22 protein-coding genes and 1 riboswitch are annotated in these 25,046 nt (G+C 37.3%); of the genes, 10 read left to right on the top strand and 12 right to left on the bottom strand.

Annotation, left to right across the window (positions count from 1 at the left end):
* Positions 1–105: 105 nt before the first annotated feature.
* Both MRBLBA3_RS14245 and MRBLBA3_RS14240 read right to left on the bottom strand, forming a co-directional pair.
* Positions 106–990 (bottom strand): D-amino-acid transaminase, encoded by an 885-nt coding sequence (locus MRBLBA3_RS14245; protein WP_363381786.1) that lies wholly within the window; start codon positions 988–990, stop codon positions 106–108.
* A 464-nt stretch (positions 991–1,454) separates the two neighbouring features.
* Entirely contained in the window at positions 1,455–3,383 is a 1,929-nt protein-coding gene (locus MRBLBA3_RS14240) for an LTA synthase family protein (RefSeq protein WP_000665338.1), read from the bottom strand.
* A 546-nt stretch (positions 3,384–3,929) separates the two neighbouring features.
* Here MRBLBA3_RS14240 and MRBLBA3_RS14235 point away from each other — a divergent pair.
* Together MRBLBA3_RS14235 and MRBLBA3_RS14230 are read left to right on the top strand one after the other, a co-directional pair.
* Positions 3,930–4,295 (top strand): YkvA family protein, encoded by a 366-nt coding sequence (locus MRBLBA3_RS14235; protein ID WP_000810366.1) that lies wholly within the window; start codon positions 3,930–3,932, stop codon positions 4,293–4,295.
* Positions 4,296–4,345: 50 nt separating this feature from the next.
* Complete coding sequence (locus MRBLBA3_RS14230; RefSeq protein ID WP_001139081.1) at positions 4,346–4,837, top strand: metal-binding protein; 492 nt, start codon at positions 4,346–4,348, stop codon at positions 4,835–4,837.
* Between the two features lie 64 nt (positions 4,838–4,901).
* On the opposite strand, the gene MRBLBA3_RS14225 is transcribed toward MRBLBA3_RS14230, so the two are convergent.
* On the bottom strand, positions 4,902–5,219 hold the full coding sequence (locus MRBLBA3_RS14225) for a DUF4870 domain-containing protein (RefSeq protein WP_001014108.1): 318 nt from the start codon (positions 5,217–5,219) through the stop codon (positions 4,902–4,904).
* Between the two features lie 286 nt (positions 5,220–5,505).
* Between MRBLBA3_RS14225 and lldP the strand changes: the two genes are divergently transcribed.
* The gene (gene lldP / locus MRBLBA3_RS14220) at positions 5,506–7,167 is read left to right on the top strand and encodes an L-lactate permease (protein ID WP_363381783.1); all 1,662 of its coding nucleotides are present in this window, start codon (positions 5,506–5,508) and stop codon (positions 7,165–7,167) included.
* Between the two features lie 71 nt (positions 7,168–7,238).
* A riboswitch (TPP riboswitch) is annotated at positions 7,239–7,354 on the top strand.
* Between the two features lie 112 nt (positions 7,355–7,466).
* The gene (gene thiC / locus MRBLBA3_RS14215) at positions 7,467–9,227 is read left to right on the top strand and encodes a phosphomethylpyrimidine synthase ThiC (RefSeq protein ID WP_363381781.1); all 1,761 of its coding nucleotides are present in this window, start codon (positions 7,467–7,469) and stop codon (positions 9,225–9,227) included.
* A gap of 96 nt (positions 9,228–9,323) precedes the next feature.
* Here thiC and MRBLBA3_RS14210 read toward each other — a convergent pair whose 3' ends face one another.
* From MRBLBA3_RS14210 to cydA, 3 genes are all read right to left on the bottom strand, one after another.
* The gene (locus tag MRBLBA3_RS14210; protein WP_242399483.1) at positions 9,324–10,682 is read right to left on the bottom strand and encodes an arsenic transporter; all 1,359 of its coding nucleotides are present in this window, start codon (positions 10,680–10,682) and stop codon (positions 9,324–9,326) included.
* Between the two features lie 375 nt (positions 10,683–11,057).
* On the bottom strand, positions 11,058–12,083 hold the full coding sequence (locus MRBLBA3_RS14205) for a cytochrome d ubiquinol oxidase subunit II (protein ID WP_000544179.1): 1,026 nt from the start codon (positions 12,081–12,083) through the stop codon (positions 11,058–11,060).
* Positions 12,076–13,431, bottom strand: a complete 1,356-nt coding sequence (gene cydA / locus MRBLBA3_RS14200; protein ID WP_000381948.1) for a cytochrome ubiquinol oxidase subunit I — start codon at positions 13,429–13,431, stop codon at positions 12,076–12,078. Before cydA ends, MRBLBA3_RS14205 begins: the two co-directional genes overlap by 8 nt.
* Positions 13,432–13,684: 253 nt before the next feature.
* On the opposite strand from cydA, the gene MRBLBA3_RS14195 reads away from it, so the two are divergent.
* Positions 13,685–13,834, top strand: coding sequence for a hypothetical protein (locus MRBLBA3_RS14195; protein ID WP_000283176.1), 150 nt, complete (start codon positions 13,685–13,687; stop codon positions 13,832–13,834).
* A gap of 90 nt (positions 13,835–13,924) precedes the next feature.
* Positions 13,925–15,010: a transcriptional regulator gene (locus MRBLBA3_RS14190; protein ID WP_363381779.1), complete on the top strand. Its 1,086-nt coding sequence runs from the start codon at positions 13,925–13,927 to the stop codon at positions 15,008–15,010.
* Between the two features lie 58 nt (positions 15,011–15,068).
* Here the strand turns inward: MRBLBA3_RS14190 and MRBLBA3_RS14185 are convergent, their stop codons facing one another.
* Positions 15,069–15,953, bottom strand: coding sequence for a LysR family transcriptional regulator (locus MRBLBA3_RS14185; RefSeq protein WP_363381777.1), 885 nt, complete (start codon positions 15,951–15,953; stop codon positions 15,069–15,071).
* A 135-nt stretch (positions 15,954–16,088) separates the two neighbouring features.
* Between MRBLBA3_RS14185 and MRBLBA3_RS14180 the strand changes: the two genes are divergently transcribed.
* Positions 16,089–18,089, top strand: coding sequence for a YhgE/Pip domain-containing protein (locus tag MRBLBA3_RS14180; RefSeq protein WP_363381775.1), 2,001 nt, complete (start codon positions 16,089–16,091; stop codon positions 18,087–18,089).
* Positions 18,090–18,128: 39 nt separating this feature from the next.
* Here MRBLBA3_RS14180 and MRBLBA3_RS14175 read toward each other — a convergent pair whose 3' ends face one another.
* From MRBLBA3_RS14175 to MRBLBA3_RS14165, 3 genes are all read right to left on the bottom strand, one after another.
* Positions 18,129–18,509, bottom strand: a complete 381-nt coding sequence (locus tag MRBLBA3_RS14175) for a VOC family protein (RefSeq protein WP_363381773.1) — start codon at positions 18,507–18,509, stop codon at positions 18,129–18,131.
* A gap of 41 nt (positions 18,510–18,550) precedes the next feature.
* Entirely contained in the window at positions 18,551–19,708 is a 1,158-nt protein-coding gene (locus MRBLBA3_RS14170) for an acyltransferase (RefSeq protein ID WP_363381771.1), read from the bottom strand.
* 206 nt (positions 19,709–19,914) lie between these two features.
* Positions 19,915–21,132: a dicarboxylate/amino acid:cation symporter gene (locus MRBLBA3_RS14165; RefSeq protein WP_000649360.1), complete on the bottom strand. Its 1,218-nt coding sequence runs from the start codon at positions 21,130–21,132 to the stop codon at positions 19,915–19,917.
* Between the two features lie 224 nt (positions 21,133–21,356).
* On the opposite strand from MRBLBA3_RS14165, the gene MRBLBA3_RS14160 reads away from it, so the two are divergent.
* From MRBLBA3_RS14160 to MRBLBA3_RS14150, 3 genes are read left to right on the top strand one after another with little or no spacing between them, the layout of a single operon-like run.
* Positions 21,357–21,659: a PTS sugar transporter subunit IIB gene (locus MRBLBA3_RS14160; protein ID WP_001023562.1), complete on the top strand. Its 303-nt coding sequence runs from the start codon at positions 21,357–21,359 to the stop codon at positions 21,657–21,659.
* A 14-nt stretch (positions 21,660–21,673) separates the two neighbouring features.
* Entirely contained in the window at positions 21,674–22,975 is a 1,302-nt protein-coding gene (gene celB / locus MRBLBA3_RS14155) for a PTS cellobiose transporter subunit IIC (RefSeq protein WP_363381769.1), read from the top strand.
* Between the two features lie 9 nt (positions 22,976–22,984).
* Positions 22,985–23,302 carry a PTS lactose/cellobiose transporter subunit IIA gene (locus MRBLBA3_RS14150; RefSeq protein WP_363381767.1) on the top strand — a complete coding sequence of 106 codons (318 nt, stop codon included), beginning with the start codon at positions 22,985–22,987 and terminating at the stop codon, positions 23,300–23,302.
* 297 nt (positions 23,303–23,599) lie between these two features.
* On the opposite strand, the gene speD is transcribed toward MRBLBA3_RS14150, so the two are convergent.
* Both speD and MRBLBA3_RS14140 read right to left on the bottom strand, forming a co-directional pair.
* Complete coding sequence (gene speD / locus MRBLBA3_RS14145; protein ID WP_044738101.1) at positions 23,600–23,971, bottom strand: adenosylmethionine decarboxylase; 372 nt, start codon at positions 23,969–23,971, stop codon at positions 23,600–23,602.
* A gap of 29 nt (positions 23,972–24,000) precedes the next feature.
* Positions 24,001–25,046: polyamine aminopropyltransferase (locus tag MRBLBA3_RS14140; protein ID WP_363381765.1), on the bottom strand; the 1,046-nt coding region annotated here is incomplete at its 5' end.

The raw sequence follows: 25,046 nt of genomic DNA, 5'->3' as shown, positions 1-25,046 counted from the left end.
GAATATGACAAAAAGATTACAAGAAAAAATCAAGGTATAAATCTACACCTTGATTTTTATTTAAATACATATGTTGGATGTAGAGAGAATAGAAATTATTCGTGTTTAAGAAGATGACATGTTGGATTGTAACAAGCTTTGAGAAAAGGATTTTTGTAGCATTTTTGTGATAGGGCCAACTTGACCATCTTGAATTGCAGTTCCATCAAGGTGGGTCATCGGTAAAATTTCAATAGTCGTTCCCGTAAAGAAGCATTCATCTGCTTGATAAACATCGCGAATGCTGAACAGTTCTTCTTGTACAGGAATACGAAGGGTTTTCGCTAAGGAAAGGACATATTGACGAATAATGCCATTTAAAATAAGGTGATTGGCTGGATGTGTGTAAAGAGTTCCATTTTTTATGAGAAAGAAATTAGAACAGCTCCCCTCAGTTACAGTACCGTTTCGTACGAAAAGAGCTTCTTTACAACCTTTGCGTTCAGCTTTTGTAGCAGCTAATACATTGGGTAATAAATTTAAAGATTTGATATCACAGCGTAGCCAGCGCGTATCTGGTTCTGATATAGCACGTACACCATATTCAATCCATAAAGCTGGTCTTTCCTTCTTTGTAATATAGGCATAGATTGTCGGAGGAGCGTCATATGAGAATGCATGGGTACGAGCTTGTACACCACGAGATACTTGCAAATAAATAGTACCATCTTCGTGGAAATTATTACTTTCAATTAGTTTGTAAAGTAGGATAATAAGCTCTGCTTTTGAGAAAGGAAGTGATAATTCTATTTCTTCCATGGAGCGATATAACCTTGTGATATGCGGATCTAATAAGTGAAAGTTCCCTTTATATAGGCGAATAACCTCATAGACACCATCTCCAAACTGCAAGCCTCTTTCTTCAAGTTCTATGTACGCGCTATGTTTTGTTGTATCAATAACTGCATCATTCCATAGTACAAATTTTTCGTATGCCAATTTTCGTCCCATCCTTTCGTTAGTACATGAATAAAAAGCACTCTAGTTATTTTTATGTGAGCAATTCTCTTCATATGACGTATATGTATTTGAAAATTATAGAGAAGTAGTGGTGATTTATAGCATTTTGTATATACAAATTCGAAAATGAGAAATAAGAATCCTGCTTTTTGAAATAAAAAAAGCAACATTCGTATTGAATGCTGCACAAGGAGGGTAGCTATCTTTCGTAGGGACATCGTCTTATTAAAAGTTTTAGTAAGACAATTATAAGAAAGTTGAAAACAAATGGTGCACATATTTCTCTAAGGGATCTTATCACAGATGAGAGATAAGAAATATGTGAAACCTCGTTTACATATTTTATTATAAAGATACTTCATTAATGTAGTGTAAATATTCGGTGAAGGTTATGTAATTTTAAAGTTAATGAATAGGAGAGGAAGGATAGTAGAAAATAAAAAAAGAGGCTGAGATTACTCAGCGCTCTTCTTTTCTTCTTTAATAGCTGTCTTTACTTCACCAGTTTTGATCTTGTTACTTTCAGAGAAGCGAAGTAAGTCACCTTCAATGATTTTGTCAGACATGTTCAATTCATTTTGGGCACGATCAATAAGTGGTTGAGATTCTTCTTTCGGTAATTGTACAACTTCGCCAGTGTTACGGTCGTAGAATGTACTGTTCGTGTACATGTACTTATCTGTAACGAAGCTACCGTCACGAAGAACAACGAATCCTTTATTATCAGGTGAGAATACATCATGACCGAATTGAATTTGATTGGTAGAATCTACACCAAGTAAGTTTAGAATTGTTGGTTTAATGTCAATTTCACCAGTTGGTTTTGAAATTGTTTTACCTTCTTTTTGACCTGGAACGTGAATAAACATCGGTGTTTTTTGTAAGTTCATATGGTCAAATGTAGTGATTTCTTCTTTTCCTAAGAACTGTGCCATTGCACGGTTATGGTTTTCAGAAATACCATAGTGATCACCGTAGAATACGATCACAGAGTTGTCGTAGATGCCTTCAGCTTTTAGACGCTCAATAAAGTGTTTCATTGCTTCGTCTAAATAGCGAGCAGTTACCATGTAACGGTCAAATACGCCATCACCAGAATTGTATTCATCGATTAATTTCGTACTGTCATCATAAGTGAATGGGTAATGGTTTGTTAAAGTAAGGAAGCGAGTATAGAACGGTTGCTTCACTTCTTTTAACATATCGACAGACTGATCAAAGTATTCGATATCTTTTAGTCCCCAGTTTAGTTTTGTTTCTGGCGTAATTTTGTAGTCAAGTTCGTTGTAGTAACGATCATAACCAAGTGCTGGATACATAATATTACGGTTCCAGAATGTTGCGTTGTTTGCGTGGAATACCGATGTGTGGTACCCTTGCTGACGTAAAATTTCTGGAGTTGCTGTGTATTCGTTGTTACCGTGTGTGAAGAATACAGCACCACGGTCTAGTGGATACATTGAAGTATCTACTAAGAATTCAGCATCAGATGTTTTTCCTTGCCCAGTTTGATGGAAGAAGTTATCAAAGTAATAACTTTCTTTCGTAAATTGGTTTAAGAATGGTGTAACTTCTTGTCCGTTAACTGTTGCACCAATTAAGAATGTTTGTAATGACTCAAGAGAGACAACAATTACGTTTTTCCCTTTTGCAGTACCGAACATATTTGGATCTGGTTTACTTTGTGTTGTTTTTACATAGTTTTCTGTTTCTTGTAACTTACTACCGTCGGCAAATGCTTTTTGCGAACTTGATTTTGCTTGTAAGCCAAGATCGTATGCTTGGTGTACATATAATCCTAAGTTTTTAACAAGCATAACGCGGTCGAATGAACGTGTTAATAGTTCTGGACGCTCAGCTTCTGCAAATCCTAGGTTTACGAAGAAAATAGCAATTGTTGACACGAAGTATAGGGAACGCATCGGACGTGCTACACGCTCTGTCGGTGCAAAATTTTTCTTCTTCTTCAATAGAACGAAGAATACGATAATATCCGCAAATGCAAGGATGATTTTGTAGTTAAATAATTCTTTCACACTAGAACCTAAACTTCCGAAATTAGACGTTTGTCCTAGTACTGGTAAAGTAACGAAGTCATTGTAGAATCCGTAGAACATTACGTTACCAACAAGAATGAACGTTAAGATAAAGTTAATTCCTAGTGCTATATAGTTACGTTTTTTTCCTTTTGCAAATAATGCAAGTCCCACAAACAGTAATGATGCTGCTAATGGACTAATGAATAAAATGAATTCTTGCATGAAAGATTCAAGTTTTAAATCAAAGCTAGTGCGTGTAATGATGTAGGTTTTTAGCCATACGGCCAAAGCTACGAATAAAGTGAAACGCACATTTTGAAATTGTGATTTCAAGGTTTCTTTCATTCATTTCCACCCTTTCTCTATCAGGCTTGGTCGATTTTGGAGCGAAAAATGTTAAAATAAAAAATACATAGTTTCTTTTGCCATAATTAGAGCTTCTATATTCACCCATATACGACTTTAACTATGCATACCCTTTTTTGGTTTCTTTTGCTGCTCATAAGCATAACGTCATTTCTGTATTATACAACAAAATTCATTTCTGAGAAACACTATAACATTTTACATTTTTTGTATGTGATTTGTCACTACCAGAGAAAACTTTAACATTCGTTTATATGCCCGTCAACTAGAAAATATAACAAAAATAGAAAAGAATGTTAAGTGGAATTGAAAGTTTTTTGGTTGAGAAATATGGAATAGAAACTTTAAAATCGGTATCTAGAAAACTATTATATGAAGGGAAATGCAGAAAAATTAACGAACACTTGTTCTTTTTGGTTGTGTTTGTTACAATTAAATTTCATTGATAGATTATGTGTAATTTTGATGAACTTTTACTGATAACATATTGTAGCTTATTTTTTTGAAAAATAGGGAGGCTTTTGAATGAAACAAAAATTTTCAGTTGAAGCGTTTTGGAAAAAAATAAAACATGTTGCGAAGCAGGCAGGGCAATCGGTAATTTATGCGAGTTTATTGTTGTTTTACGTTTTGCAAAGACCTGATGTTCCAAAACGAGTGAAAATTATTGTAATTGGAGCACTTGCTTATTTCATTGCACCGATCGATGCCATTCCAGATTTCATTGCTGGAGTTGGTTATACGGATGATTTAGGGGCGTTAACGGCTGCATTATTACAAGCGTCGTTATACGTTAATGAAGATGTGAAAGATAAGGCACGAGTGAAGTTGGCAGAATGGTTTGGTTCGGATATAGACACATCATTTATCGATCAGAAATTAGATCAATAGGTGAGAACTGTCATAGAGTGACAGGGCGAACGTAAGCGAGGAAGTGCATTATGCCATCAGGAAGAACGCATACGAAAATAAACTTAATATCCCTTCCGGTTGTTTTGTTTATGCTCTTTTCGTATGGATTAACAAATTTTGATTTTTTATTAACTTTTGCAATTGGATTTTTAGTAGGTACTTCATTTTTAACACCGGATTTAGATACGTACAGTAATGCGTATAATAAATGGGGATTCCTCCGCATTTTTTGGTATCCATATAGGAGCGTAATGCCCCATCGTTCCTTCTTCACACATACGATTATAATTGGTGATATTATTCGTATCGCATACATGTTAATCGTATTTTCTCCGTTTTTATTCCTATTAAATGTAATCGCACTCGATGGAAATTTAATAGAAATTGCGAAGAAACATGAGGTTGAAATTGTAACGTTCATAATGGGAATTGTAGTGGCGAGTACGCTCCACATTATAGCGGATAAAGTGAATACACGCCGAAAGAAAATGATGAGAAAAAAGAAGAAACGCAGAAGATAAAGAAACCGTCCCAAAAGGTATTTTGGGACGGTTTCTTTCTTTTTAATCAAACGTTTGTTTAAAACTAAGATTTCAGTACTTTAATACCTTTTACGATATTCCAAATGAAGTAGTATAAGCTAATGATTCCGCAAATACATAGGACAATCATTGCACCGATTCCAAGTGTTACGTCTGGCTGATCCGATCCGATGCCCATAATTCCTAAAATAACTAATCCAATAAATGAAGCGATGCTTGGAATGATATGTGTCCATAGAGCACGTTTTGCATGTGGTTTTGTTTCAGAATCGCCTACAATCCACACGATAATAGGGAATAAGATAGGCGCGAATAGTACGCTAAAGTATGATAAAGCTGCTAATATTTTGTTTCCGTTCATATATATCACCTCATAAGTAATGTCCGTTGTTTATACCTTTAGTATGCAGTAAATTTGGCGAGCTTCCTATCGATTAACATTACAAGAATGTGACTCTTTTGTAAGATTTCTATTTTAAATAATAAAATTTTCAAAAAAATCTTTTTAAATGAAAATTGTTGTGATAAAATTAATGAAAACGTTTTCTTGAACGTTTTTTTATTTTAGACTTAAAGGTATGATGACCTGATAGTCTATTGATGGGGTTATGTTTATTTAAAAGGGGATTATTGAGGGGGAGAGAACAATGAACACATGGACACAAGTTTATGATCCGTTCGGGAACATTTGGATTTCTGCAGCGGTCGCACTTATTCCGATTATCTTTTTTTTCTTAGCTTTAGCAGTTTTCCGCATGAAGGGGTATGTGGCAGGATTTATTACAGTTGTACTTACAATTTTGGTGGCGTTATTTGCATATAAAATGCCATTCACAATGGCAATGGCAGCGACGGGATACGGTTTCTTATACGGATTATGGCCAATTGCATGGATTATTATTATGTCAGTATTTTTATATAAAATTTCTGTGAAAACAGGTCAATTTGATGTTATTCGTGCATCTGTATTATCAATTACGAATGACCATCGTTTACTTGTTATTTTAATCGGTTTTTCATTTGGAGCATTTTTAGAAGGAGCAGCAGGATTTGGTGCACCAGTAGCAATTACGGCAGCGCTTCTTGCAGGTCTTGGCTTAAATCCTTTATATGCGGCTGGTCTTTGTTTAATCGCAAATACTGCACCAGTAGCATTCGGAGCGATGGGAATTCCAATTACAGTAGCTGGACAAGTAACTGGTATTGATCCGCATAAAATAGGGCAAATGGCTGGACATCAATTACCGTTCTTATCATTATTTGTTCCGTTCTTTATCGTATTTTTAATGGATGGATTTAAAGGGGTAAGACAAACATGGCCTGCTCTATTTGTAGCGGGTAGTTCATTTGCAATTACACAGTTTATTACAGCGACATTTTTAGGACCAGAACTTCCTGATATTACGTCAGCACTTGTAAGTTTAGTGAGTTTATCTCTATTCTTAAAAGTTTGGCAGCCGAAAGAAATTTATCAATCTAAAGAAGCGAATAGTGAGGTAGCCGCGGCGAAGACGGTGACATCTATGCCGAAACTAACGGTAGGAAAAGTAGTAAAAGCATGGTCTCCGTTCATTATTTTGACTGTGATGGTAGTCATCTGGAGCCAGAGTTTCTTTAAAGCGTTATTCGCTCCGGGCGGCGCTTTAGAAAGTCTCGTATTTAAATTTGAAGTTCCAGGCTTGCACAATTTAGTAATGAAAGCAGAGCCAATTGTAAATAAACCGACGCCTTATGAAGCAATCTTAAAATTAGATATTTTATCAGCGACGGGAACAGCAATTTTAATTGCTTGTATCATTTCTATCTTTATTTTGAAAATGAGTGCAAAAGATGCAGTAGTAACATTTAAAGAAACGTTAAACGAACTAAAAATGCCAATTCTATCTATCGGATTCGTATTAGGATTCGCATTTATCGCAAATTATTCTGGTTTATCTTCTACATTAGCGTTAGCACTTGCAGGAACTGGTGGACTATTCCCGTTCTTCTCACCATTCCTAGGCTGGATCGGTGTATTCTTAACAGGATCAGATACGTCAGCGAATGCACTGTTCTCGAATTTACAAGCAATTACAGCGCAGCAAGTCGGTGTATCTGAAGTGCTTCTCGTTGCAGCAAATACAACGGGCGGTGTAACAGGTAAAATGATTTCTCCGCAATCGATTGCGATCGCTTGTGCGGCAGTTGGTCTTGCTGGAAAAGAATCCGATTTATTCCGCTTTACAGTGAAGCATAGTTTGTTCTTCGTAATTATTGTTGGTATTATGACGTATGTTCAAGCATATTATTTAACGTGGATGATTCCATAAACAACAAAAGAAATAAACTTTTCATTTTTCAGATTATCGTGTATGATGGGAAAGTATTGAAAATTAAATCAGTGATAAACTAGGGGTGCCTAACGTATGCGTAGGCTGAGAGAGAAGCGCGTGAACTTCTTAACCCTTTGGACCTGATCTGGCTCGTACCAGCGTAGGGAAGTTAACGGCTTTACATAATTATGTCTTTATGAGCCAGGTCCTTGTTTTTTTATGGACCTGGCTCTTTATATTTTGGCATACGCTGGCCATATCTCGTCTTTGTCACGTACAGGGGGGCAACAAAAGTTATGAAACAATCTGTTTCAGCTGAGCAAATTGAATTGAAATCGAGTTTACCAGGAAGTAAGAAAGTATATGTGGATGGACCACGCGAAGGTATGAAAGTACCGATGCGCGAGATTGCACAAAGCGAAACGAACGGTGTCCCAAATCGGCCAATCCGTGTGTATGATACGAGCGGTCCTTATACGGATCCTGCGTATAAAGTGGAGCTGGAAAAGGGGATTCCAACGCCGCGTCATTCTTGGATTGTTGAGCGCAGAGATGTAGAAGCATACGAAGGACGTGAAGTGAAACCAGAGGATGACGGCGTGAAAGTGGCTTCGAAACATACACCTGTTTTCCCGCAAATGGATCGCCAGCCGCTTAGAGCAAAGCAAGGTGCAAACGTTACGCAAATGCATTATGCACGTAATGGCGTTATTACGTCTGAGATGGAATATGTTGCGATTCGTGAAGGGGTAGAGCCTGAATTTGTTCGTAAGGAAATCGCGGAAGGTCGCGCGATTTTACCAGCGAATATTAACCACCCGGAAGCAGAACCGATGATTATCGGACGTAATTTCCATGTGAAGGTAAATGCGAATATCGGAAACTCTGCCGTATCTTCTTCTATTGCAGAAGAAGTAGAGAAGATGACGTGGGCGACTCGCTGGGGTGCAGATACGATTATGGATTTATCTACAGGTAAAAACATTCATACAACACGTGAGTGGATTATTCGTAATGCTCCTGTACCAGTTGGAACTGTGCCCATTTATCAAGCGCTTGAAAAAGTAAACGGAATTGCAGAGGATTTAACGTGGGAAGTGTATCGTGATACGTTAATTGAGCAAGCGGAGCAAGGCGTTGATTACTTTACGATTCACGCTGGTGTATTACTTCGCTACATTCCAATTACTGCAAAGCGTATGACAGGTATTGTTTCGCGTGGTGGTTCGATTATGGCGCAGTGGTGTTTATTCCATCATAAAGAAAACTTCTTATATACTCATTTTGAAGAGATTTGTGAAATTATGAAGCAGTACGATGTTTCGTTCTCTCTTGGAGATGGATTACGTCCAGGTTCGATTGCAGATGCAAATGACGAAGCACAATTCTCTGAGCTTGAAACACTTGGTGAATTGACGAAAATTGCTTGGAAACATGATGTGCAAGTTATGATTGAAGGACCTGGGCATGTACCGATGCATTTAATTAAAGAGAATATGGAGAAAGAACTTGATATTTGTCAGGGCGCGCCGTTCTATACACTTGGGCCGTTAACGACAGATATTGCACCAGGTTATGACCATATTACATCAGCGATTGGGGCTGCGATGATCGGCTGGTTTGGAACGGCGATGCTTTGTTATGTAACTCCGAAAGAACATTTAGGTTTACCGAATAAAGATGATGTTCGTGAAGGGGTTATTACGTACAAAATCGCTGCGCATGCGGCTGATCTTGCGAAAGGGCATAAAACGGCTCATCAGCGTGATGATGCACTTTCAAAAGCGCGTTTCGAATTCCGTTGGCGCGATCAATTTAATTTATCTTTAGATCCTGAACGCGCAATGGAGTATCATGATGAAACATTGCCAGCAGAAGGAGCGAAAACAGCTCATTTCTGTTCAATGTGTGGACCGAAGTTTTGTAGTATGAGAATTTCACATGATATTCGTGAATATGCGAAAGAAAATGATTTAGAAACGACAGAAGCAATTGAAAAAGGAATGAAAGAGAAAGCGGAAGAATTTAAAGAAACTGGTAGTCATTTATATCAATAACACGTTACACCTCTTTACTTGATTGATCACACTGTACCTAACTTAAATATAGAAGAAGCCCCTTTGCTAAGACGGTAGCAAAGGGGCTTCTGTTGTCTATAAGGTGAAGAATAGGTGTACCCAATAGTACAAGAGGAATAATGTGACGACCGTAGTGAGAGGAATAACGATGAGAGATACGCTTAAATAATCTTTCCATTTTACTTTAATTTTATTTTGTTTCAGGATATACATCCAAATGAGGGAAGCTAGCGTACCGATTGGTAATAATAGTGAACCGATGTCACTTCCAATAATGTTTGCGAGGTAGATAGTTTTTAATGTAACTGGGTCTAGTCCCATTTCTGTTAATGTGATTGTACCAATCATAAGTGCAGGGTGATTATTGAAGACGTTAGAGAGGAGGGAAACGAGTCCGCCCATTGCAAAGCTAGCATAGAGTAGATGTTGACTTACAATTGGCTCAAGCCAATTTACAAGTGCCGCTGTTAACCCTGCGTTGTGAAGCCCGTAAATAATTACATACATAGAGAAAGCGAAAATTAAAATGTGCCACGGTGTCTTTTTCAAAATATCGACAGGGTTTGTTCGTAAGTAGTACCATCTCCAGATGAGAAGAACGAGTGAACCGAGTACGGCAACAATTTCGATTGGAATCGATAAGAAGGATGCAACGAATAGAAGACAGCGCATAAGGAAGACGAAGCCCAATACTTTTAACATGAATTTTGTACGTTTTTGTTTCGTATCAACAGAATTTTTTCCTTTTAACGGATGGAAGTTTTTCGTGAAGAAAATTTCCTCAATATCATATGAAGAAACAGGTAGTTTTTTCGGAAGTTTTTTCTTTAAAACTGTATACATGAGCCATGACATAAACAATAATCCTAATGTTGCAGGTACAAACATCATAGCAGTATGCATATAAAGAGTCATATGGACGATGTTTAATGCGATTAAGTTTACGATATTACTTACACCGATTGGTGCACTAGATGCAGTAGCGATTAAAGCGCCACTTAATAAATAAGGAATTTGTTGATGAGGCTTTAATTGAAGATTTCTCAGAAGAAGAATTAAAATTGGAGTTGTAATCAAAATACTACCGTCATTATTAAATAAAAGAGTCATAAGGAAGCATAGTAATTGAATATACCAGTATAGGCGATGTCCGGAACCTTTCGCTAAATTTGCGAGTTTTGCTGCAGCCCAATGGAAGAAGCCGAAGCTTTCTAATATAACTGCCATAACGATGGTCGCTAATATCGTTATGGAGGCGCCTCCAATTTTACTTATAATGTCCATGACATCTGGCTTTGATACAAGTCCAGTAATGAGGATAATACCAGCGCCGATTGCTGCCGGCCACGCCTCATTTAAACCACGAGGTCGCCAAAAGATAACAATCATTGTTAAGAAGAATACAATAATAGTAATCCATATTTCAATGCTCATATTTAACCTACCTTTCTATTTTCCCTTGAACAAATGTAGCTTGTCTCAAGTTTATATTGGTAGTATATTCAGCAGGAAATAAGAAGAACTAGACATATAATGGAATGGAGTGAATATGTGTTTTTTGAGCTATAGGACAAGTATCAGTGGTAGTGTAATAACTATTAGGATAGACGTCTAATAAACGAGGGGCATTCTATGTACGAATGCCCCTCGTTTATCCCGCTATTTGCCGGGCAGTAAGACTCCCACCTCAAAATTCGGCTGGAGCAAAGAAGTTAGGTGGGAGCCCTGCTGCCCGTAAAGACCCGATTGGTGCGGGCTAATAATCGGTGGGGGATGAACAAAACTCCCACTGATTAAAGTTTCACTTTATTATTTTTCCTTCAAAAAAGTTCGATCCTTCAAGAATAAATTCCAGAAGAAAATGAATCCGGGTAGTAAAATTGCAATTCCGATTGCGTAAAGAATAAGAAGTGCATAGAATGTTTCGACCGTCGTAAAGCTCGTAAATACAGTTACATCTGGGTAAATGATATATGGTAAATGGGCGACGCCGTAAGCGTAGCTTGCAAATGCATATTGAGCGACGACAGCTAAAACTGCAATGCGAGGAAATCCTAGTGTGCCATACTTCTTATTTGTCCACCAAAGGGAGGAATATCCGATAACAAATAAAACGATAGAGACTGTAAACCATGGGAATTGCTTTATTAAGCCTTGCATAAGCCAGTGTGTTTCAGGGTCCATTACAACGAGAGCGATAATAGCAGTAACGAGCGTTGCCGGACCAAGTATGATGGCATTTCTTCTATAAATTCTATATGCATCTTCTGAACCTTGTTCTCTCGCAAAATCAGCAAGAAAGAGAGATGATAGAAATAGTTCCGAAGTTAGTCCAAAGAGCATATAACAATAAATAACAGGACTAGAAAGAAGCTTTCCGTAAAGGAGCACTTCTTTTCCTTCAGACATCGTAATATAGGCACCTTCTGTAACGGGTAGAACGGTAATTAATAGAGCTGGGATTAAGAGCCCAGTAATACCTGAAATAATCCGAAGAAGGTGTTGGTACTTTGGCAGGGAGTAAGCAAATACCATAAATGTACTGCGAATCGCAACGAGTACTAAAATTAACATAACGGGTACGAACATAACGGTTGCAAGGGTAAAGGCCGCTTTTGGAAAGAAACCGAGAAAAGCGACAACGACAAAGACAAGAAACGTATTTGTTACTTCCCAAGTTGGTGATAAGTACCGATTAGCAAGCTTGGCAGCGAGCGTTGGATGTTTAGCATATACCATGCCCCAAAAACCAGCTCCAAAATCAATGGACCCTAGTATGCTATATACGAAAATAAGAGCCCATAAGATGATGATTGCAATGCTTTCCTCATGCACGAGAATCGCCTCCTTCGTGATGTAAATCATTCTTTAACGGATGTTTCTTAAAGAATGTCCGTAGTACAAAGACTGTTAAAATACCGAGTCCAATATATAAAATGATGAATAAAACAAATAAAGGACCGACGAAATCAGCGCGTGTAGAAGCATCTACCGTGCGTTGCATGCCATAAATTGTCCATGGCTGACGACCACTACAACTAAAAATCCATCCAAATTCAATACCGAGCAACATAACGGGCCCACAGGCGGCAGCTCCCCAAAGAAGCCACTTCGGTAACTCTACTCCTTTTTTTCGGTAAACAAAGTACCAATATAAGAGGGCAATAGCTGCAACTGCAAAGGTAAAGGCAGCGGTGCCTACCATTAAGTTGAACAGTGTATGTGTGTAAAATGGTGGCCATGTTTCTTGTGGAAATTCCTTTAGACCTTTTACAACAGTGTTAGGGTCTAGTCCTACTAATAAGCTAAGCATGTTCGGGATTTCGAGTGCATAGTTTAGTTCAAGTGTATTAGGATCCACAACCCCGCCAATCGATAAAGGAGCGTGTGATGTCGTTTCAAACAAAGCTTCAGCAGATGCTAGCTTTTCGGGTGAATGTTTATGTAAGGCAATAGCAGATTCGTGTCCTGAAATCCACATCGTAGCACCTGTAATAAATGTAACGACAAGCCCTAACAGTAATCCTTTTTTATGGTAAGCAATTTCACGTGCACTCAAATTTTTATTTAATAATTTAAATCCAGCGATAGAAGCGATAACAGCTGCTCCGGCTGCATAAGCTGTAATAACGACGTGGAATGCACTTGTGCCAAAGCTTGGATTAAAGAAAGCTTTCCACGGATCAACGTTAAAAACTGAGCCATCTGGCCCCATTGAAAAGCCCGCAGGTGTATTCATCCATGTGTTTGCTGATGTAATAAGCACGGCGGATGCAGTGGCGCCAATCATAACGAAAAATAGCGAGATTAACCTCATAAATGGAGGTAATTTATCAGCTGCATATACATAAATAGACATGAATAAAGCCTCTAAAAAGAAGGCGAAAATCTCAATTTGAAACGGTACGGAAATAACTTGGCCAACGATTTTGGCGAAACCAGGCCAAAGAAGTGAAATTTGTACACCAACAATTGTTCCAGTTGGAATTGCTACACCGAGAAGGATAGCAAAAGCCTTCGTCCATCTTTTTGCCATAATGGCATAGTCGGAATCTTTCTTCCAGTGATAGAGTATTTCACTTATAAAAATCATCAATGAAAGTCCGACTCCAAGTGTTGCAAAGATAATGTGGAATGCTAGTGAAGAACCAAAAAATGCTCTTGCTAATGTTACGGTATCCATATGTATACTCCTCTTCTTTTTTGCCATTATTTTCTGATTGAATTGGAAGATTTATTCAATAAAATGCCAAAAATATATATGCATTAAAAAAAGGGAATGTGTTAATATTGTTTTGAATATTCGAAAAATAAAGAAATGTATATCAGGTAATATTTTGTTTGTTTTTTAGAGAAGAATATTTTATAATCTTTTATGCGAACATAAGTTCTGTTTTGTGATTGAAGAAGTTTATGTGAAATGGGGAGGGTGTCTTATGTATCCTGAAGTCATTAAAAAGATGGCATTTTCAAAAGAGCATAGAGATTTATTATTAAAGTTATATAATAAAGAAATTACGCGTCGTGAATATGATCGACTTGTGGAATCGCTATATAGACCTTCTAAAGAGGTTTGTGAGGGGTAATGCGAAAAAGACAATCTAAAGGATTGTCTTTTTTATATTCGCGTATGTTCTGATAAAATTAAGGTTAGCCTTACTAAGGAGGTGAAAAGTTTGCGGAAACGTTTATATATAGGGATTGGGATTATTCTCTTAATCGCTTTAGGAGGAATTGTATTTTGGTCGGCTTTACAAGGAAACCGTACGGAGCATTTTATTTTAAGGCATATGGTAAATGAAAATGGAACACTTGCAACCTACCGTTTAGCAGATACAAAGGCAGGAACAGGTGAGGCGAAGGGCCGTGAAGCTTTATCAGAATCGGCAGGACTATGGTTACAATATACGCTCGATAAAGATGATCAGTCACTATTCGATGAACAAGTAAAGGTTATTCAAAATAATTTTGTACATAAGGATCACATCGTTTTATGGAAAATCTCTGAAAAGGGAGAAATGCAGTCAGCCACCAATGCACTTATAGATGATCTTCGTATTATTGAACAATTATATCGTGCTTATGAAATGTACAAGGAAGAGCGCTATAAAAACCTTGCTGATCAATTGAGCAATGCTGTACTTCGTTATAATAAAAAAGATAATTATTACGTGGATTATTATGATGCAGATGCAGGTAAACAAAATAAATTTACAACAACATCTTACATAAATCCTCATGCATTCTCTTATATGAAAAAATACGGAAAAATTTCTGCACAGCAGTATCAGGAAGTTGTTCAGTTTTTAGCAGATTATCCGAGAGAGGGTTGGGCATTTCCGAAAGAGTATAAAGAAGATGGTACATTTACATACGATAAAGAAGTGAGTCTTATTGATCAATCCTACGTTGCGTATCATCGTAGCTTGGGCGGTCTTTCATCAGATGCTTATTTGGAATTTATAAAGAAAAAATTCCATGAGGACGGAAAGTTATACGGTCGTTATAACTTAGAAACGGGAAAACAAACTGTAAACTATGAATCACCAGCATCTTATGGATTAACAATTTTGTACGTATTACAAACAGGTGATACAAAGTTTGCGAAGGAATTGTATGAACGGATGACTACATTCCGAAATGATAATGTATTTAGTAGATATTATGGTGGATATGTAACTGGTGAGAATAACAATACGCATATTTTCGATAATGTACTACCACTTTTAGCTGAAATGGAATTAGATAAGAGTAAGAAATAAAAGGTGCCACCCTATGGGTATGGCACCTTTTATTTGTTGATAAATCGTCGATATAATTTCATGGCCTAATATTGGAGAAGTAATCAATCACGAATTCACGAAATTGCTGAGCAGTTTTTGATAAGTAACGTTTCTTCGACCAACTTAAGCCGATGGTTCGCTCGCAATTAGGTTCAATAATACGTAACTTATTAGAGGCTAAAGTGGAGTTTTTTAATAAAGTTAAACTTGGGACAAATGCGATGCCAAGACCTTGCTTAATAAGATCGCTAATAACGGTTGGTTCATCTACTTCAAAAGCGATATGCGGAGTGAAACCAGCTTCTTTACAAAATTCATCTGTTAAGTGCCGAAATCCGTAACCAGTGTTCATACTAATGAACGGTTCGTCTTTTACTTCATGCAGATGGATACTTTCGCGGCTTGATAACCGATGGCCTGAAGGAACGACTAAGAAAATTTCTTCTGTAATAAGTGGTTCCCAAACGATCTCCTCGCCTTCAATTGGTACAGAAGAGATACAAAAATCAATTTCCATATTATCTAGTTGCCGTTTCATAGAAGGAGTAGACGCGAGAAATTGCTGGAATCGAACATTCGGATGTTCTAGTAAAAAAGAACCGAGTAGTTCTGGTAATATTCGCGGAATAGAAACGGCTAGCGTAATAGAGCCTTGTTGTAATGCAGCTAAATCTTTAATTTCTCGTTCCCCTTCACTTAATTCATGAAAAATACGTTCTACTCGTTTTAAAAATACTTTTCCGAAAGAGTTTAATATAATCTGTCGACCTTGGCGATCAAATAATGGGACACCTAAGTCCTTTTCTAGTCTAGCGATTGTTTTGCTGAGTGAAGGCTGCGCGATATGCAATTCTTCAGCTGCTTTTGTCATATGTTCTAATCGTGCGACTGTCTGAAAATATTTTAATTGAAGAAGTTCCATTTCGAATCTCCTTTCTATAGACCAAAAGGAATGAATTTATAATTAAAGATGTATTATACAGTATGGAAAGTGACGTGTATAGTAAATCTGTTAAACCATTCGAAGGGTGTTAAATTAGGAGAAGGAGTATGTTTCATGAAGGGAATTCAACTTATATTTAAAGATTGGAAGGCGATGTGGAACCATAAACATGGACGTATCGCTTTAATTTTTTTGTTAATCGTTCCTTTAATTTATTCAGGATTTTTCTTAGCTGGATATTGGGATCCATACGGACGATTAGATAAATTACCTGTTGCGGTTGTGAATTTAGATAAGGGTGCTGCGATGGATGAAAAAACAATTCATGCAGGAGACGATTTCGTTAAAAATTTAAGAGAGAATAAGGAACTCGCTTTTCATTTCGTATCAGAAAAAAATGCTGATGAAGGGTTAAAAGAAGATAAGTATTATATGGTTGTTACGATTCCGGAAGATTTCTCTAAAAAGGTAAGTACACTTATGGATGAGAAACCAGAACCGGCACAATTGCAGTACAAAGTAAATCCAGGTAAAAACTTTGTAGCAGCTCAAATTGGAACGACAGCTGTTGAAAATATGAAAACAAAAATCTCAAATAGTATTACGAAATCTTATACAGAAGGTGTCTTTTCAAAGTTTCAAGATTTGGCACAAGGGTTGAGTGATGCAAGTAATGGTGCTGAGAAGTTATATAAAGGAACGATGGATGCAAAAAATGGGGCGAATCAGCTTGCAGATGGTATTCATCGTTTAAGTGACGGAGCGTCGAAAGTGAAAGAGGGAAGTGACAAACTTGCTTCTAGCCAATCTAATTTAACTGGAGGCGCAAATGAGTTAAGTCAAGGAGCGACATCACTTCATAGTGGTATGGAGTTACTAACGCAAGGTGAAAAAACTTTACAATCAGGAGTTAGTGAATTAAGTGCCGGTACAAATGAATGGGTGAACGGAAGTGAGAAACTTGCTGAGGGACAAGTAAAAGCGGATGATGCGGCAAGTAGTATGAAGAAGCAATTAGAGGAGTACATGAAAAGTCATCCAGAAGCACAGCAAGATCCTGCTTTTCAAAAAATCGTTGCTACTTCTAATGGATTAGCTAAAGCAACAAATACTTTGAATAATAGCCAACAACAATTGACACAAGGCGCGAAGAAGCTTGCTGACGGTCAGCATAAGGTTGAAGAAGGCATGAATAAATTCGGAGTTAAGTTAAATGAAGCTACTGCTGGAGCGAAAAAGATAGCAGATGGCACTTCGAATTTAGCTGATGGATTTGCGAAGTGGGGGAATGGATTTACTTCTCTACAAGAAGGTGTAAATCAGCTTGCGAGTGGTGGAACGGAGCTAAATAACGGTACTGAGAAGTTAACGAACGGACTTGTTAAACTTGACGATGGTGCGAAAGAACTTTCCACGAAATTGGGAGAGGGCGCAGAGAAGATAGCGGATGTTCGTAATGATGATGCACGCAATACGATGTTCGCAGAACCAGTTCAATTAGTGAAGTCAACAGTTTCTGATGTTCCTAACTACGGTTCAGGTATTGCACCATATTTCTTATCACTTGCATTTTATGTTGGCGGAATTATGGCATCGAATATTTTACCGCTTGGCCGTAGACAAAATATGAAGGTAAGTGGAACGGTACATTTTGTTAATAAACTAGGGTTGGTATATTTAATTGGACTTATTCAAGCGCTACTTGTAGATGTAGTTGTGCTAGGCATTATGAAATTAGAAGTTGCCAGTGTGCCACTCTTTGTTTTATCAAGTATTGTTATTTCCTTTACGTTCATGACATTTATTCTTATGTTAGTGACGGTATTTGGTCTTGTTGGGAAGTTCGCAGCGGTAACGCTCCTTGTCCTGCAATTAGCGACGAGCGGAGGTACTTTCCCAGGAGAATTAAACATAGCTGTTCTTAGCAAAATCGGACAGTTTCTCCCAATGTCTCATTCTCTTAGAGGATTACAAGATGCTATCTCTTTAGGAGATTGGTCGCAATTACAAATGCAAATTTTAATATTGTTATGTTACCTCGTTGTTGCCGGCGGAATTGCTTGGATTACGAGTCATATACAGCATAGAGAAACGAATACAGAACAAGTTTCTTAAAATGAAAAAAGCTATCCGATTTTTCCGGATAGCTTCTTTTTATTTTCGCTCCATTACGGCAAAGTAATTATTTTCATTATCAGCAAAATTGAAGGCTCTACCAGTAGGTAAATCTACAACTTGTCCAACTGTGACATTTTTCTCAGAAAGATCTTTATATAGTTGATCTAAGTTATTAGAGAAGAACATTAGAGACGGTGTATTTAAGTTTAATTCAGGTTGCATCTTCGCGATTAACGCTTTATCGTGAAGGACAATGCTTGTTCCAGCTTCTTTTGCTGGCGCAATTTCAATCCAGCGAAATCCTTGTCCGTTATTTTCTTCCGCAACGATTTGGAAGCCAACTGTTTCTGTCCAGAATTGTACTGATTCATTTTGATTATTTACATATAACATAATTTGTCCGATTTGATTAATCATAGGTGTCTCCTGCTTTCTTTTCTTATATAGGTATTATTATATCAAAGATATGGTTTGAATACTTTTTCATGATTCTTTCGAATGGCAATCTTGGCCCATTTCATATTTGTCGTAGGGGAAGGCCCTGTAATCCAAGTATGAAATGGTAGTATGCTGCAAATGACCATTGCTGAAATAGAGATTGTGGCCGTTAGTATAAATAGTAATAGGCTATATACTATTGTGTTTTCTTGCAATGTGAATAAAGAAAGAAATTTTGTACATAGTTGTAAGAAGAAAAAATGAGCTAAATAAGCACCATACGTGTAATTCCCGATAAATCGTAAAGCTTTATATAAGAAACCGCGTCGCTGTACAATTGTAATAGATAGCACGTATAGTATGATAATTTCGCATACGATATATAGAAACATAGATGGTTTTAAATAAGTAGAAACAGTTAAATGAATAGAGCTCACGCCGTAAAAACTAAATAACTCATAATTGATAAATAAAAATAAAATAAAGAATAAGATTGTTATAAGCGGGATATGTTTCATGACGAATAAACGCCAAGTTTTTAATGCGACAGCAGCTATTCCTCCCATGACGAAATAGAATGAGTAGAAGAAGAAGGAACGATCTGTATAATGTAAAATGGTTGAGCTCGTCAATTTCTCTCCATTAAAAATGTAGTGAGAAGAATACCACATTAAGAGGAAATATAGACAGGCAAAGATGGTCATATATTTATATATGTCTTTTTTATTTTCTGTTCGTTTTTGAAACCAATAAAATAGTGTGCACAGCAAAGGGAACAATAAGTGAATTTGGAACATCATAATAACGTACCAAAGATGAGGTGCAGCCGTTCCGAGTAATAAACTTTTTATTCCGCTTTGTAGTGTAATCATATCGTTTGTTGTTAATAAGTAAAGAATAGACCAGAAGAAATAAGGAATGAGTAAATGTGCGGCTTTTTCATAAATATATTCTGTGTAGGCTAGTTGCTTTGTATATTGCCGAATTAAGTGAAAGCCGACGATAAATATGAATGCAGGTGCTGAAAATTTTGCAAGGTTGAATAGCATGCCCATAACGAGGGATTGCTCGAGTAAGACATTTCCTTGATTCATTGTATATAATAAGGAACTTTGCAAAACGACAGCAAGGAATGCAATGCTTTGCAAAACTTTAAATTCTGGTGCGCTTTGAGTCATTGTGTCCATCTCCTTTTCCATACATGATTATAGTACGGAGAATGGATAATGGATGTGGAATATTTGTGAAGATTATAACAAATTTGTGGCGGAATGGATTATTTCGAAATATATGTATCACAACTTCAAATATATCAACGATTATTCCAATATATGTATCACAACAAAAAAGAGGATGCTCGTTAGGAGCATCCTCTTTCTGTTTATTAAGCAAATTTGTTTTTAATCCAGTTTTTTCCTTCTACAAGACGAGCTGTCATTACGGCACAAGCGTTATCTCCTGTTACGTTTAACACTGTTGCAGGAGGATCGATGATTGTACTAATTGCTGCGATAATTGGCAATGCTTCTGGCGGGAATCCGTATAGAGAAACGATTAACATTTCACCAATCATACCTCCGCCCGGAATAGCACCCATTACTGTTCCTACTAATAGAGAAACAACAAGTGCGATTGCCAATGTTTTCGGTCCTTCGAATTCCATGTTGAAAATACCGAATAAGAAAGCAATTTTTAATACGCCGCCTAAAACAGATCCGTCTTTATGAAGTGTAGACCCAAGAAGGACAACTGTTTCACGAACGTCAGAAGAAATACCCATTTTCTTCGTTGCTTCTAAGTTAGCTGGAATACTTGCGGCACTACTACAAGTTGCAAGAGATGTAACTGTAGGAGAGACCATGTTCTTCCAAAATACTTGTACACCTTGTTTGCGACCTGCAAGGTACGCATAGAATGTAAAGAATACAAAGAAGTAAATAAGAGAAGCTGGATAGTATACCATTGCTGCTCGGAAGTAAGTTCCAAGAAGTTGCGGTCCGAATTCACCAACTAATGCTGCGAAGTAAGCAGCTAGTCCGATTGGAGCGTAGTACATAATGAAAGATACAACTTTCATTGAAATTTCTGCACCAGCTTGTAAGAATGTAGCGAATGGTTTCCCTTTTTCACCAACTGCTGAGGTTGCAATCCCCATTAAGATAGAGAAGAAAATAAGGGCTAACATGTTCTCGCGAGATAGTAACTTTGAAAAGTCTGATACTGTTAGGATACCAACAATTTGATCAGCAACACTAACTGCTTTTTCAGCTTTATCAGGCTGTGTTAGTTCTAATACAACACCTTGTGCTGGCGGGAATACTTTCACGATAATAATCATAAAAATAGCAGCTAAAATACTTGTAAATAAGAAAGTTCCAGCCATACTAGACATAATTTTACCGAAACGTTTTAATCCATCCATATTAGCAATAGATGACGCGATGCTAAAGAATACTAAAGGTACAACAATCGTAAACATTAAGTTTAAGAAAATGTCACCAAGCGGCTTTAAAGCAACTGCATCGGCACCCATGAAATAACCAATGAAACCACCAATTAGGATAGAAGATAATAAAATAAGTGGAAAGCGATATGCTTTCATAAATAAACCCTCCTATCGATTATAAAAAAATCATACTGAATCATTATAGCGAGTTAGAGACGTCTTTACTAGGAAAATGCGATAGATGGAATAGCGTGAAAACCAAGAAATTTTTGTTTTTAAGCTCGGCATACAGTTAGAAATCTAGACATATATATTTGTAACCTAATGGTGGCGAGGGCTGCACTATAAATTAGGTGTAGAAAAAGGGGGAGGGAAGCGGGATGAATATTTTGCTTTGCTGTGCAGCGGGAATGTCTTCCAGTTTGATAGTTACAAAAATGGAGAAAGCAGCACAGACAAGGGGGATAGAGGTAAAGATTTGGGCTGTATCAGGTTCAGAAGTACGAAATCATATTGATGATGCAGATGTACTTTTACTTGGGCCGCAAGTACGCTATTTATTACCGAAAATGAAAGAATTATGTAAAGAGAAGGGAATACCTGTTGATGTAATTCAATCCGTCCATTACGGGCTTTGTAATGGAGAAGCTATCTTACAAGCAGCTTTGTCAATGAAACCATGAGGAGAGTGGGATAGATGATAGGGTTTTTAGAGAAATATGTGATGCCAGTGGCAGGAAAGGTTGCAGAACAGAGACATTTGCAAGCGATTCGTGATGGAATTGTTTTAACGATGCCTTTCTTGATTATTGGTTCTTTTTTTCTAATCATTAGTGCTCTTCCGATACCCGGGTATAATGATTTTATGGCAGGAATCTTCGGAAAGAATTGGAATGTAGCATTAGGGTACCCAGTGGGGGCTACTTTTAATATAATGTCTTTAATAGCTGTTTTTGGAATCGCTTACAGATTGGGTGAATACTATAAAGTAGATTCGTTAGCATCTGGTGCATTATCACTTGTGACATTTTTACTTGCAACACCATTTCAAGTTGCATATATCGTACCAAGTACGAAAGAAAGTATACTGATAGATGGAGCAATACCAGCTGCGTTAATGGGAAGTCAAGGGTTGTTTGTAGCGATGATTATTGCAATTATATCTACTGAAATTTATCGATTTATTGTACAGAAAAAGATGATTATAAAGATGCCAGAGACAGTTCCGCCAGCAGTAACGCGTTCATTTGCTGCGCTTATTCCAGGCTTTATTGTTGTGACGGTTGTTTGGATCATTAGATTAATTTTTGAACATACGACTTTCGGTAGCATCCATAATGTTATAGGAAAGCTTTTACAGGAGCCCCTTAGTGTACTTGGGGCTAGCCTTTGGGGTGCGGTAATCGCAGTTATCATTGTCCATGTACTTTGGGCGTGCGGAATTCATGGAGCTGCAATTGTTGGTGGTGTAATGAGTCCGATTTGGTTGTCGTTAATGGATCAAAATCGAATTGCTTTTCAGGCTGGGCAAGACGTACCGAATACGATTACTGCACAGTTCTTTGACTTATGGATTTATATGGGCGGTTCTGGTGCAACACTTGCTTTAGTTGTAGGAATGTTATTATTTGCACGAAGTCAGCAATTAAAAAGTATCGGACGATTATCAATTGCGCCAGGTATTTTTAATATTAATGAAATGGTGACTTTCGGTATGCCGATTGTAATGAACCCACTTTTACTTATTCCATTTATATTGGTGCCAGTCGTGTTAACGGTTGTTTCTTATTTTGCAATGGAATGGGGATGGGTTGCACGTCCGAGCGGAGCTGCTGTACCTTGGACTACACCTATTCTTTTTAGTGGATATTTAGGATCGGGCGGGAAAATTTCAGGGGTTGTTTTGCAGCTCGTTAACTTTGCACTTGCATTTCTTATTTATTTTCCATTCTTAAAGATATGGGATAAACAAAAAGTAGCGGAAGAAAAGGGGGAGTAAAGAACTAAAATGGATACGATAGAGACGAAAGCTTTTCACTTAATTTTGCATGGTGGTAATGCGAGAAGTTGTTCAATGGAAGCAATTGATTGCGCAAAGCGCGGTGAATTTCAGGAAGCAGAAGCGAAACTACAAGAAGCTTTAAATGAATTGCAAGAGGCGCACCGCTTACAAACAGAGCTCATACAGAAAGAGGCTGCCGGGGGAAAAACCGAAGTTACCCTGCTGATGGTGCATGCACAAGATCATTTAATGAACGCAATTACGGTGAAGGAATTGGCGAGTGAGTTTGTAGAATTATATAGGAAGATGTCAGTAGCTGAATGAACCTTGCTTATGCAAGGTTTTTTTATGTTTTTAAAAGAGACAGTTATGACAATAAGAGGGCCACTTACGCAGGATTGCATGTGTTATTTCCAGGTTTATGTAAAAATGAAAGGGTAAAGTGAGCTTCATTATATGGTTTATGATGACTTTATATTGGAAACGAAAAATAGCAAAATTAAATCATCAATTAAGATGAATAAACTATGTATGTGTACGTACCATCAGTGGAGTGTTAGGAGCTCCACTGATGGTATTTTTACATTAACAAGCCTCCTTCTTCATGGATAGCGATGATAACTAATCGATAGTAACGAATTCTCCTACACCACGAATTAATTTTTTTATATGCATACGGTCTGGTTTTAACACGCTTATTATAGAATCAATAGCTTTTTGAGGATCTACAGATGTGCCACAAGTATAACAATCAATAGCTGCAAATTCCTTTTCAGGATAAGTGTGAATAGAGAGATGGCTTTCTGATAATAAAATTAATACCGTCACTCCATATGGGTGGAATTCTTTGTTACTTACATTTAAAACATGAGCACCGGAGCGATTCGCAGCAGCAATTAAATGATGCTCTAAAAAATGAATATCATTTAATAGAGAAAAGTCTACGCCCCATAAATCTACTATTATATGCCGACCAAATGTAGAATAGTCCATCTACTTGTACCTCCTTTGTTAAAATATCATCAAAATTTCATTTCTTGTTGATAGCAATGATGTAGGGTAAGGTCCGATTCTGAATTTAAAACGGCATTGTTACGTTGCTCTAAATGTTCTTCTTTAAATTGAAATAAAGGAGCAAGAAGAGAAGGTAATGTTCGAGGGGATGGTACTACGTATAATTGTTCAATTTGATCGAGTACATACGAAGAGTTAGCAGCAATATGAAATCCCCAGTCAGTTCCGAAAGAAGGAACAATTGTATGATAGCTTTTTACAATTAATCCGGCATTTTCAATTGTGTTACCAATACTCCAATATACAAGGGGTGCATCAGCGGGTGAATTAGATTGGCAAACAAATGCACCATCCTCTGTTAGGAACGTAGCTATAAGGGCAAAGAGTTCGCTTGTATATAAAGTGCTTAATACTTCTGTCGCTGGATCAGGAAAATCAATAATAATTACATCATATAAAGAGGAAGGAGATTTCAAAAATTCTTTCGCGTCACATACATGTACATTTGCACGATCATCAAAAAATGCCTGTTGATTTAAAGAAACTAATTCTGGAACATTGCGAGCCATCTTAATCATTTCTTCGTCTAAGTCGACGAGGTCTACATGGGTAACCGTTTCATATTTTAAAACCTCTCTTAAAGCAAGACCATCGCCACCGCCTAATATGAGAACACGTTTTGGGTCTATTACCTTTGACATAATCGGGTGAACAAGTGCTTCATGATATATTTGCTCATCGACGGAACTAAATTGTAGCTGTTTATCCAAATATAGACGAATATCGCTTACTTGGAGTAAATTAATGTTTTGATAATTGCTTTTTTCTTCAAATAAACTTGTATGTTCGCCAGCTTGTATTTCTTTTAGCGAAATTTCATCCCATACATCTAAGCTGTGCGAATCTGTGGGTACTATTATTACATTTTCCGATTGTAATTGCTTATCGTCTTCATCCTCGTCCTGTTTATCTTGCTTGTCCTGTTTATCTTGCTTGTCTTGTTTATCTTGCTTGTCTTGTTTATCTTGCTTGTCTTGTTTATCTTGCTTGTCTT

The sequence above is a fragment of the Bacillus sp. LBA3-1-1.1 genome (assembly GCF_040676495.1).
In the GTDB taxonomy this organism is placed as follows: domain Bacteria; phylum Bacillota; class Bacilli; order Bacillales; family Bacillaceae_G; genus Bacillus_A; species Bacillus_A nitratireducens.
Note: the sequence above shows the minus strand (reverse complement) of the source record. Positions and strands in the feature narration are given on the sequence as shown.